This is a genomic window from Endozoicomonas sp. 8E, assembly GCF_032883915.1.
GTDB lineage: Bacteria > Pseudomonadota > Gammaproteobacteria > Pseudomonadales > Endozoicomonadaceae > Endozoicomonas_A.
In genome coordinates this window covers 885092-896867 of sequence record NZ_CP120717.1, presented here as the reverse complement: position 1 = coordinate 896867, position 11776 = coordinate 885092, and the positions used below count along the sequence as shown (strand labels likewise).

Below are 11776 nucleotides of genomic sequence, written 5' to 3'. Positions count from 1 at the left end.
GCGCCCCAGACGAAGAATAGGGGGCAAGCCCCCGTCTGTTTTAACTCTTGATGATTGCAGTTTTACTGCTGTTTTTTCAGCAACCGCCTGAGCGACCCCAGAGAGTGCAGGTGCGCATAGCTCCAGGCCAGCCAGCCAGCCTTGAACCAGTCGTTTATTTTTTCTTCCTGCAACCCGGCCAGTTTTTTCTCATCGATGACATAGAGTCCTTCCAGCCTCAGGGGATTATCCTTATCGGCCATGACCTGAAGATTAAAAGGTGAGAAAAGCTCCAGCTCACTGCATTCATCGCAATAGGCTCGGGTATTTTTGTACTGCTGGTCGTAGTTGTTCAAAAACTGGATAATGTTGTTCAGGGTTTCAGAGTTTTCGCCTTCATCATTAAAGAGTGCCTCACCCTTTTCACCACCAATTTGAGCAGATTCCTTGTCAAAACAAACCGTTCCCTCATCGGTGAGAGCAAAAGGGTAGCGTCTGACAAAGGCTGGAACATAACTGTCTTCCCAGCGCCCTTCACCATCCAGCTGTTTATGGCCGGCATCCATCAGTGAAAGCAGCGCCAGAGGAAAAAAACGTCCTTCATCATCCTTGCTGAAAAGCACAGGCATATCCCGACTGGCTTCAAAAAACTCAATACCGGTCAGCGGCACAGAATTTACGCTATCGGTGAATGAATAGTCTCCGGAAGATTGATATCTGAGTGCCTTGTGAAGATCACGGTTGAGTGGTGCAGGGTCTTTATAGAAAAGTAATGCTGCCATGCTTGAAGTCCATTCTCGTATAATTCTTGTTTAATCTCATTGGCAATAGCATTGTCGCACAATTCACGCGCTCTACTCAAACCGAAATATAGGTAGGAGGTCGCAAATACGGCTGCAATTCAGATAAAGACGATGAAAGCTGGATTAGATCAATAATCACAATAAACAGTTTGTATCCTGACAGTCTTAACAAACGAAGAGTCCACAACCGCCGAACACAATTTGATAATGATTAGGCATCAGGTCATAAGTATGTCCTGCGAACACAGCAAACACACGGTGATAATAAGGACTCGAAGCTGAATTAATCAGACTGCTGCGGGCTCGAGTCAGGGGATCTCCCGCTACAAAGGTAAAAATTGGAAACAGGGGGAAAATAGCTAAACTTGTCGATTAGTTAAATATATGGATGCCCTATTTATTTGGTAACTTTTTGATCAATCAGTTACACAGATTCAGGACAGGCTTCATGAATATATCTGGTAAATTATTACCGCTACTTCTGTACTTGTTTTTTATGTGTTCTGTCGCCCACTCAGAAGTACCGAAAAAAGAACAATTTGATTTTTTGAGCCACTACAATAACGCTTCGCTGGTTGAAAGCAGTCTGAAACTGACTGCTATTACTACCGGACTGGCAGCTTCCACTTTGTTAAATTATGGATTCTGGTACAGCATCTGCGAATCACCCAATTTGGTATCTGCCCTTGCGGGTAGATTTGACCTGTCCACCGCTGAAGAGTTTGAAGTACGCCATTACAAATTATCTTTCTGTAACTGTAATCAACTGGCAGCCGCCATCACCGCTACAGAGGTTGCTTTGGCAGGACACGTATCGCCCTGGCCCGTTGAACGGGCCTGGTGGCAGCCTCTACGATTTACATTGTTAGGAGCGGGTAGTTTTATTCGCTATAAAACTATCAGCAAGCACAAACGCCATACTGTACCTTTGGTAACCTTGGCCATTTTTTCCGGTGAGATAGTATCAAGAACTGTAGCCGGAACTCTTATCACCCAAGCTTTACGGTATCAGAATAAAGTTACCATCTCACCTTTACAATATGCTTATGGTGAGAAGCTCTCATTGTCATCCCTTACTGGCGTAGTCGTCGGGACAATCATTTATGAGGCAATGATAGCCAGAGGTTTCAGACCTGCAAAAGCAGCCTTTGCTTATGCAGTGTCAGCCACATTAACAGGGATAATTTCAGCAATAATCTCTCTACCAGCACTTTATCCAGATATGGTTGGAGTTGGAGCCGTAGCCTTAGTCGCACCCGCAGTAGCGAGACTCTTCGGGATCAAAACCACAGCCGCATTTACCACCATAGCTGGAGCTGCACCCGGAATGTTACTCGGAGTTGCAGGTGAAGTTGGAACTCTTGCTGGAGTCAGAAATGGGGTCGCATTCGGGCTTGGTGCCGGAGCCGGAACCTGGGTTTTTCGTTCCCTGATGTCTCTCATCTCAAAACTGGACATGTCACTCAGCTCACAATTGAACTCAAAAGATATATTGAAAAACCTCGCCATTATCCTCATTGCTGCATTGGATCTCGCTTTGATCAATGGCTTTTCAAACAATGCAGTTTATGGCACCTCACTTGAAGAAAGTCTCATGGAGACAGCCTGGAATCAGTGGAAGAAATTTTACGCTCCTTTGGATTATTTACACGCTCTCTTTAACTGACAGCCAGTTTAGAAAAAACGGGCAGAGGAAGCGACTATACTGGCAAACACCGCTTTAAAGCTAGCCTTGTTTTAGCCGTGTTTTAGGGTACCTCAAATGATAACCAGTCATATTCTGTCTGAGTCCAGCCACCAGCAGTTCCAACACTTCTCGTGGCGTGTGCTTTTAGTCTGTTTATGTGTTTTAGGCTTCCTGGCCAGAGCCAATAGCAGCGACCATGAGCAGATAGAAACCTATTATGGAGTATTAGAGCTGAATCGTGCCGAGGTTCCTTTATTGTCAGAACTGTTGAACAGTCAACCTGTTCAACGATTGAAGCACATTAATCAGTATGGAATTATTCAGCTGGTCGACTCTCAAGGGCACAACAATGAATCTTATACCCGTTATGATCATTCCCTTGGGGTACTTTATCTTCTGAATTATTTCAGAGCCCCTTTTGAGGAGCAGGTCAGTGGGTTGCTCCACGATATATCTCACACTGCCTTCAGTCATGTCTCAGATTACCTTTTTACTACAAGCTCTGCAGGAAATCCTGATTACCATGATTCGCTGTTTATAGGTTTTTTAGAAGAGCACGGGGTTGCCCTGATTTTAAAAAAACATGATCTAACGCCTAACGACATAGCCCCTGAAAATATTCAATTTACAATGCTTGAAAGAGAGCTGCCGGATATATGCGCAGACCGGCTGGATTACATACTACAAGGCTCAGCCAGAAGGAAAACTCTAACCCGGGCGCAGGTCGATCAGATTATAAAGTCCCTTCACCATGACCCGCTAACAAACCACTGGTATTTTGACAGTCAGGGTTCGGCCCAGTTACTTGCAGATGCCAGTCTGGAACTCAACAAGAACATATTTGTCACAGCCTGGGGACGGACACTTTACCAATGGACGACAGAGGCAATCAAACGCATGATATCTGTAAATGAACTGACCTTGGAAGACATCAAATACCAAATGGGAGATGATGAAGTATGGCAGTCCATGCTAAGCAGCGAGGATACAAAGGTTGCCGCTCTTGTCGAGAAAATAAAGTCAGCCTGGTACCGGGTTTATGAGACAACTGATGTAAGCGAGGCTAGCACAACCTTTGAGAATATTCGTTGTCGGGTTGTTGATCCCAGGGTAACGGTGTCAACAAGCTGGAAAAGGCTGTCAGCTCTTAGTCCATCCTTTAAAAGAAAATATCAGGCTGAAATGAAACGTTGTCAATTCTTTTATGCAGCCATTAACTCTCCATAAGGCGACAACACCTCCGGCTGAAATCAGAAAATCCGGAAATCATAATCGAGCCAGACACGCAAATCGTTTTCTTCTTTGTGAATGGCTTTTTGTAATGCCTTATCATTTCGATAAAGACCGTATTTCAGTTTAAATTTCAACCCTTCCAACACAGTCTTCGGAAAGGCATAAACCAGATGAATGTCGTGTTCCTGTTCTGCGACAGCTATTTCATGACCGCCGGGGGCGCTGACCTTCATGCCGGAGCCATAATGAAATGAATAACCTGCCTTGAGCCCTTTGAGCCAGGATTCAGAAAAATTATAGGTAAGACCCATCATCCATGTTGTCTCCCCGTCGTACAACATATCTTCTGCATAACCGGAAGTGTTAATATCCCAGTATCCGTGGGTGTTTGCTCCGAAATCATAATAATAGGCACCGGGTGGAGTGTAAGCGTTGCTGGAAGCTTTTTCACTGGACGGCGCCTTAAAATGGCTGACTCCTGCACGAAAATGCCATGAACCAGCAGTCATGCCCCCGTGAAGGTTGATAACACTGGCCTTATCGTCAAATAATGGTGAGCCACCCCAGCCCTTACCCTCCCAGAGACGACCACTTTTTTGGGTTTGATAATAACTGCCCCCCAGGTTAATTTTGAGATTCTCTCCTGCGTAAGTGGTAAATAAGATATCGCCATTGTGTGCCTTTAAAAAGTCTTTGGCAAAAGCATTGCGATATTTAAGCCGCAATTCGCGCTCATGGGAAAACTGAAGTGTATAGATCGCTTCAGCACCTATGATGTAATCAATTTTTTCCCGGGAAAAGTTCATCAGACTATGAAACCCGGCCTGATTTCTAAGTGACATCTGATCAACCAGAGCAAAACCGACTTTCAGGTCTCCAATCGTGCCTTTAAGGTTATACCCATTCCAGTTGCTGGGAACGGTTCTTGAGCTGGAGCCGGAAATCAGTCCGGTACGCAAATTCTGTCGTCCCGCCTTAAAGCTGAGTGATCGGTCTTCGTAAGTTGACGGTAACTTTACTTCGATATAGGCTTGTCCCAGTTTACTGAACCCCTCATTATCACCATTTAAAAGTTGATATGAATAAGCATTCTCTTCGGGCATATACAACTTGACAGCGCTATAGAAACTGGCCCCTAATCCTACTATATCACCGAGACTGGAACTCAAATCCAGCGATAAGCCTCCCGTCCAGGCTCCGAGTGTCGAGTCTTTTACAGTGTTATGTACATCGTAATATACGGTCCGAAGTTTTCCGTCTAGTGTCGTATTATTAATAAAGGGTGAATTATCAGATAATGATTCACCCGATAAAACTGCAGTATTCCAAAATCCTGAAGCAAAAAGCACTAATGGTTGTAAACCTGATTTTAAGTGCATATTAAAACCTGCTAAATAGCTACTATGGATTTCACAATAGCTACCTTTTGACATTTTAATTACGGTCATACTTGCTCAATGGCAAAGCCCGGCATCAGGGCTGACCGACCAGGCTCAATTTTGGTCAGGTGCCAAGGCACTCTGAAAAATGCCTCAGTAATCAGCCGGACCCAGTTTTTTGCACAAAAGGTGCTTGTGAGCTGTGGGCAGTTTCCTGAGCTTGTGCCTCAGACGACTTTTTCTTTGCACTGGAGAGTGCATTAAATTGGTGCCCCAATGAGCGGGCTGCGCCAATCCAGATAGCAAAAAAAACCAGAACGATAATAGCTACATAAGGAGCAATAGCCGCCAGTGAACCCAAATAAATTATTAATACTTGCTGTATGACGGAACCTGTCGATTTACCAGTCGGATTGCCAATAACATCAACTGCCGCCTTACCTTTCACTTTTTCTTCAGGGTCAAGTGGGATGTAGCTCATTTCCTTGGTGGGATCGAACAAGGAGTACTTGGTCGATTTACTCATGATATTTTGTACGCCACCCAATATAACGGTCAGCATCAATGGAGTAGTACCCAGCGCCAGAAATAAAATGTCAGGTACGATATCCCTGAATAAAACAAAACAAAAAAACAAAGTTCCGGTAATTAATAAAACTACCGGAGTGCAAAGTGCAGCTATTGTCCAGCCAAAGCGACGGATAACATTATTAGTAAAAAACAACATCATGGAAATAGTCACAATGCCTGTGCAGGTGGAAAATAACCCCATGAACTGATTGTATTCATGGGGGTTTGGGTATTGCATGCGTAGCTGGTTTTTCCAGGTGACTTCAACAATATTGATACAGACACCATATCCGATAACCAAAAGGGCAATACAAAGCAGGTATTTTGAATTGATAATATGCAGAAAACTTTCTTTCAGGGATAACGATAATTTTTCCTTATTGGAGCTTGCTATCTCATCAGGTTTATAAAGCCTTGGGTCTGTCATCACATACCGGTTGATCCACCAGTAAGTCGCCATAATCAAAATGCCACCAATAGTAAGAACACCCGTCATTAAATTCAGGGAGTACCCCCAAGGGTCAACACCTTCGGCAAGGTTTTCACGAGTCTGCGAAGCAAAGTAGACAAACAGTCCGGCCGTTGGTAATGCCAAATTACCCATCATGCCGAAAAGCGCATAAAATCGTTTGGATTCTGAGACTCGGGTAATATGATTGGCAAAACCCCAAAACATCAGAGAGAGGCAGACACTTCCCCAAAGCTCAGACATGACGTAGAAAAGAGAAAACGTCCAGTTACGCATAACAGCGATCAATCCCATAAATCCGGGCGGCAAAATACTCTGCAAGTAATCTGCAAACTCTGTTGGGTGGAGCATATCCCGAGCGGGATAAAGGACCAGAGAAAAAAAACAGAAAAACAACAGAAAGCTGGATATAACTAAATAAAATAAAGCTCTCCTCTCAAATATATTACTCAGCTTTGCGTATGTAACTGTGAATATTATTGCAAAAGGTACATTCACCCATAATTTTAAAAAAGGTATTATCTCCGCTCCTGAACCAGCACCAGTAACTACCAGAGTGTCTTTCGTATCTCGCAATATGGTGTAGTTAAAGAGTATCAGGTAGAACATCAAAATCATCGGAATAAGCTTTTTAAGCTCATAAACGTAGACGGGCCAAAGCCTCGCCCTCCATTTACTGAATTCAGTATTATCTGACATTTTATCGCCTTGTGAATGGTGAATTCTGAGACAAACTCACTTTATCTAGTCGAAAAGGTTAAATACGACAACTTTTTTCTAACTATAGTTATTGCAAAATTGCCGTAAATCCTCGCTCGACCGAGATTTTCGCAAAAGTCCGAAAACCCATTACTATGATCTCCGTGGGAATGCGTTCTTTATCCCTTTCAGAGATGGTATGGGCTCCCGCGACGGGAGCCACAGGGCTTGAAAGCATGGGAACCAGAACTTACGCAACACTCTCGAGAGGGCAGGGGGCAGTCAGGTTACTATGAATATCAACAACCAATGGTTAAAACCGGTTTTTTCAACCTATCAGGTGACTAATGAACAAAATTACGGTGAACTTGATCATCACGTTCGTGCTGTTTGGTCAATCTGCTTTAGGCACAGAGAAGCAGGATGATGACGATCATCAATTTTACATAACAGATCATTTAAAGACAGGTGTCGCTTGGGGGCTGATCCCCCTTGGCTCAGAGGTAGCGATCACTACTCTTGATCAGTATCTGGATTCTAAAGGCCATAAGTTTCTATACAAACTATTAAAGATTCACAGTAATAATGTACAAAGAGCTATGAGCCAACACCTCACTGATAATATCAGTGCCCGCCTGGAAAGTATCAGCTATAAAGCTTTATCGGACAGTCATATAACTAAAAAGACAGACGAACTGCAATCAGATTTGCTTTACCGCTCACTATCAACATTTTCAATATTAAGTCTTCATGCGCAAAAGGCCAGAAAAACCTATTTCCGGCTACTCGACATTATTGATACAGTGTCTTCTTCGGCAAGCCTGGCTATGTCCAGAGGCGATAAAGATCGCGCCGCAGCATTAATTGCATTTAATGCTCTATCCATGGTTTACCTTCATCCAGAGGCTAAAGCCCTTGATGTTTTCGACAGTGTTTACCCTAGCTTTAGCCGAGCCATTGACTGGCGTCAGCATCCTGGTTTCAGATCTCGAGTAACATACTATCTGAAGGCTATGGACCCCCTGATGAAACATTCGGCCACTATGGGTCTCAGGTATTGCGACATCCTGAATCAGTGGAAAGTTGATCGTGTTGATTGTCTTCAATATGAAAACGATGCGATGGATGAGCTAAAAGTTCTTGCCTCCCATTCCAACCTTGAGGAAACAGGGCTTATTAAGTCATTGCTAAAAAGTGTTTCGAAAGATCAAATCAGAACAAGTATTTTTATTTTAGGGGTTTCTGTACCCGGAACTTTCCTTTATTTTGCTGATAAAAAACATGTCGCTATTGAGGTGATAACTAAACATTTTTCCAAAATAGTCGGACTGTCAACCACAAAAGAAAATATGGAACGCTTTGCTTCTCAGTCAAGGCGTTCCCTTGAAAACTGGGGTGCTATTAATACCGGGTCATCGGTCAACAGAACATCCGGTATCGCTGATTATAGCAACCAGTATTTCAGTACTCTGCAAAAAAAAGCGGGGATGATTCTGGCTGAGCAACCCAATTTCGCCCGATCAAATAGTCAAAGGGCAATGGAGTTACTGATTATTCACTTTGCGGATGCCTACAGAACCCCCTCTGAAAAAGCCCCTATTTTAGCCGGTGCCCTGGTGCAAAATTATCGGGAGATTGTTGAAGTCAACGCTCAGGACACACTTATGAGAAGCCTTTTGATGGCTTACCAGCCCATTAAATCGGTATCGGAGGTTAAGAAGATCTATAAACAGGTTAAAATTCTCGACCCTGCTTGTTCTGATTGTGAAGGGTACAAGGAGCTCACCAAAAGCTGGGCAAAGATTTCTTTGGATGGTGCAAAACCTGTTGCATCCCATTTAGTGGCAACCAACAACCAGACTGACAGTTGCCCCGCAGAAGGGTGTCCACCCGAGGGATTGACTGAACCCGAAGAAGAATCTCCATGGTATTACCAATATTTGCCCAGCAGAGAGACCGTGACTACCACAACAATACATGGTGCCGCTCTCGGGTATTCAATGATAATGGGGCTGATCAAACCTTTAACCATTGATAAAGTTGATCCAAAGAAAACCGGGCAAAAACATTTCTGGCAACTGGCCAGTTATTATTTCCTGTTGTCAATGATAGAGTTCGGACTTCGTTCAGTGGGTGAACCTGCCATTGTGCATCTGCAAACTGTCGTTAAAAACGGGATAGGCAGCACAACCGGCATTCTTGATCCGGAAGATCAGGAGATTCAGAACGAGCTTGCTGCCAAGGTGAATGTTGTACATCGGAAACTCAGTATTGAAGCTCAAACCAGTCGCTCCTATAAAATGACGATGGAAGCCATGCTGGTTAAATGCTGGTTACTGGCGAGCACCCTTTTGACGGATGAGGAGAAAAACTATACAGATTCGGCCAGGGTGGTCGCGTACTCCGCTTACGTCCTCAGATATTATCATCCGGAATTTAAAACCAGCAGTAGGGTCATCTCTGCCCTGGCCAATGCACGATTGAGCAATGCTCTCAACATGCTACAACAAAAAAATCTGATGCCTCTTTATGCAAAGCAGGTTTTACTTCATCTTGCCGAGCTGGATTCAAACTATGGTGACAAAGCCATTAAGGATAGTTACCTGGATATATTAAATAACTGGGGTATTAAATGTGATCAGGAGGATACAGAGTATGCTCAGGATGTCCTGGATTCCTGGGCAGTTTATGGCGAATATATGCTTGGTATAACAGGCTTTGTAGTGCAGGCGTCCATTAAAGCTTATTTCCACAGCATGGATCTGGTTTCCCGGTCTATAGCTAACTTTTTGGCCAATATTTTTGAATTCGGAACAACAGATCCTCTCAGAAAAAGAATTTATGCCCATTCCCGCAAGGCCATGTTGAATGTCGCGGCATCCCATAGCGAGGATGAGCAAATGGCAGCAGATTATGCCAATGAAGAGTTAACGCAGTCTTATCGACGTCAAAAATTCTACTTTGGAAAACCAGAGCTGGATGCCCGTACCCAGCTCGTACAAATTATTACATCTGTCATTCATTGTTTTTCAGAAGCCCGTTTTTTAATGGCTGACAACGAAATAGACAAAGCGACTGACCTGATAGCTTCAGCACTGGTTAGAATCGTTTTATACGCTCCGGATTTATCTGGAAATGATATCCATCTGAAAAATGCATTTATAACCCTTACAGCTTCCTGTCGTGATGACCTGAATGCTTTGAGCGACAATATTCTCAACAAAGCCGGTGAGCAATTAAAAAGCAAAGCTCCCGAGGATAGCGATATCTATTCTGACGGGATGATTAAGGTAAAAATGATGCAACAGGCCTGGTCAGAACCTGTGGAGGGTGAAAGTTGACGGCGTAGGGCTGTGGATTATTTTCAAACAGGCAGAAAGCGCGTACTAAGAACGAGTAGGAGGTAAGATTGCTCTCACCGTCACCGGGTAGAAGGAGCTACCAATTGTAGCTCCAACCCCCTCAGATCCCGGCGTGCGGATTTCCCACCCCCGGCTCTTCGATATTTGGCTCACAGCACAGCCATGGATTTCATTGCCATAAAAGGCAGCATTATCCTCGGTTTCTGTAAGGAGAACAGAGGAGAACAGGAGAGCAGAGGAGAACAGGAGAGCAGAGGGAGAGGAGAGAGAATAGAGAGAATAGAGAGAATAGAGAGAATAGGACATCCATATAAAGGGAGAATAGAAAGGAGAATAAGACATCCATATAAAACCTAATAAATACGGCTCAAAAACCGAGAGCCCAGCAGTCCATTAAGCCCTGACAGCCACTCAAAAGAGGATATTAATCGTTTATCATAAAAGACAACAAGCGAATCACTCAAAAGGAGGGAAAATCAGAAATAAAAGAGCTCCCCAGATGGCAGGAGAAACAAATAAAAACGGAAAAATTAAGCAATCAACTTACACAACGAAATAAACGACTACAGGTAAACAACCCCTGTACCCATTGCTGCCCCATTTCCCGAGCAAAAGTTTTCATGGCTTCCAGCCTGCCCACTGCCCGATAGAAGCGGTTATTCCATCTCATGGTTTTGAGCCATTCATTGGAATCAATTTCCAGTCGGGTCAGAATAGGTGGGATATCTGAAGGGATTGAACCTTTCTTATCGGATCGGACTGCACGCCCACTCCAGTCGACCAACTCAAGATAATCATGAAGAATATAAGGCAACGCCTTAGCCGGATTTTGCCCCTGTGATCGAAAAGGCATTAGGGTGATTGGCTGCTTCCGGGTATCAGAACCCGCCAAATTTTCTATTCGTTCCTGTATCGACGTGAAGTCTGATCCTTCTGGAGTTTCCGCCATTTCGGCACGGAGCGGATTCAGGTCAACATAGGCCATGCAGGTCAACAACGCTGCCTCATCCAACAACGCCTGACTTTTAAACCGCCCTTCCCAGAAGCGACCTTTGCAACCATCTTCCTGGTTAGCCTCACGGGCAAGGTACTCGTTCAAACAACGCATGAACCAGCTGATGTTCGTTAAACGATTTCGATACTCTTCAACAAATTCGTCCACGCGAGCCAGTTCTGAATGACTCAGCTGGTCAGCAGCAAGATACCTCTGAACCAGAAGTGGCCCTGTGAAAAGACTTGTCCATCGACTCAAAATTTCATCTCGTGTCCACTCTCTGGCAGGTTTTTGATTGATATGCAAAACCACATGATAGTGATTCGACATGACAGCATAGGCGCAGACTTCTATAGAAAAGATTGAAACCATTTCCCTGAGTTTATCTACAATCCACTGCCGACGGTGCTCGTAGTTTCTGCCTGTTAAATTATCCTCTCCACACAAATATGCTCTGCGCACGCATTGAGCTATGCAGTGATAATAAGGCGTGGAACTTGGGTCGATCAAAGAACTTCGTGCACGGGTCATAACCCCTCCTGCCGGAAATAAAAATCAGCAACGGAAAAAATAGACGAATTGATTTTTTTGTCAAATATTA

The 11776-nt window shown here is 44.1% G+C and carries 8 protein-coding genes; 4 read left to right on the top strand and 4 right to left on the bottom strand.

Annotated elements, in window-relative coordinates:
- Positions 1–62: 62 nt before the first annotated feature.
- Positions 63–761 (bottom strand): SapC family protein, encoded by a 699-nt coding sequence (locus P6910_RS03765; protein ID WP_317144948.1) that lies wholly within the window; start codon positions 759–761, stop codon positions 63–65.
- Positions 762–1230: 469 nt separating this feature from the next.
- On the opposite strand from P6910_RS03765, the gene P6910_RS03760 reads away from it, so the two are divergent.
- Together P6910_RS03760 and P6910_RS03755 are read left to right on the top strand one after the other, a co-directional pair.
- Positions 1231–2448 carry a hypothetical protein gene (locus tag P6910_RS03760; RefSeq protein ID WP_317144947.1) on the top strand — a complete coding sequence of 406 codons (1218 nt, stop codon included), beginning with the start codon at positions 1231–1233 and terminating at the stop codon, positions 2446–2448.
- Positions 2449–2544: 96 nt separating this feature from the next.
- Positions 2545–3696: a hypothetical protein gene (locus tag P6910_RS03755; protein WP_317144946.1), complete on the top strand. Its 1152-nt coding sequence runs from the start codon at positions 2545–2547 to the stop codon at positions 3694–3696.
- A 23-nt stretch (positions 3697–3719) separates the two neighbouring features.
- Here P6910_RS03755 and P6910_RS03750 read toward each other — a convergent pair whose 3' ends face one another.
- Positions 3720–5081, bottom strand: coding sequence for an OprD family outer membrane porin (locus P6910_RS03750; RefSeq protein WP_317144945.1), 1362 nt, complete (start codon positions 5079–5081; stop codon positions 3720–3722).
- A gap of 160 nt (positions 5082–5241) precedes the next feature.
- Positions 5242–6819, bottom strand: a complete 1578-nt coding sequence (locus tag P6910_RS03745) for an NTP/NDP exchange transporter (RefSeq protein WP_317144944.1) — start codon at positions 6817–6819, stop codon at positions 5242–5244.
- A 347-nt stretch (positions 6820–7166) separates the two neighbouring features.
- Between P6910_RS03745 and P6910_RS03740 the strand changes: the two genes are divergently transcribed.
- Together P6910_RS03740 and P6910_RS03735 are read left to right on the top strand one after the other, a co-directional pair.
- Positions 7167–10160, top strand: a complete 2994-nt coding sequence (locus tag P6910_RS03740) for a hypothetical protein (protein WP_317144943.1) — start codon at positions 7167–7169, stop codon at positions 10158–10160.
- Between the two features lie 183 nt (positions 10161–10343).
- A complete protein-coding gene (locus tag P6910_RS03735) occupies positions 10344–10538 on the top strand; it encodes a hypothetical protein (RefSeq protein WP_317144942.1) in 195 nt (64 codons plus the stop codon).
- Positions 10539–10719: 181 nt separating this feature from the next.
- Here P6910_RS03735 and P6910_RS03730 read toward each other — a convergent pair whose 3' ends face one another.
- Positions 10720–11706, bottom strand: a complete 987-nt coding sequence (locus P6910_RS03730) for a transposase (RefSeq protein ID WP_317144941.1) — start codon at positions 11704–11706, stop codon at positions 10720–10722.
- Positions 11707–11776 lie beyond the last annotated feature (70 nt).

What these genes read in the sequence shown, in the direction of transcription:
- P6910_RS03765 (WP_317144948.1), bottom strand. Translation starts at nt 761, where the DNA reads ATGGCAGCATTACTTTTCTATAAAGACCCTGCACCACTCAACCGTGAT.
- P6910_RS03730 (WP_317144941.1), bottom strand. Translation starts at nt 11,706, where the DNA reads ATGACCCGTGCACGAAGTTCTTTGATCGACCCAAGTTCCACGCCTTAT.
- P6910_RS03735 (WP_317144942.1), top strand. Translation starts at nt 10,344, where the DNA reads ATGGATTTCATTGCCATAAAAGGCAGCATTATCCTCGGTTTCTGTAAG.
- P6910_RS03740 (WP_317144943.1), top strand. Translation starts at nt 7,167, where the DNA reads ATGAACAAAATTACGGTGAACTTGATCATCACGTTCGTGCTGTTTGGT.
- P6910_RS03745 (WP_317144944.1), bottom strand. Translation starts at nt 6,819, where the DNA reads ATGTCAGATAATACTGAATTCAGTAAATGGAGGGCGAGGCTTTGGCCC.
- P6910_RS03750 (WP_317144945.1), bottom strand. Translation starts at nt 5,081, where the DNA reads ATGCACTTAAAATCAGGTTTACAACCATTAGTGCTTTTTGCTTCAGGA.
- P6910_RS03755 (WP_317144946.1), top strand. Translation starts at nt 2,545, where the DNA reads ATGATAACCAGTCATATTCTGTCTGAGTCCAGCCACCAGCAGTTCCAA.
- P6910_RS03760 (WP_317144947.1), top strand. Translation starts at nt 1,231, where the DNA reads ATGAATATATCTGGTAAATTATTACCGCTACTTCTGTACTTGTTTTTT.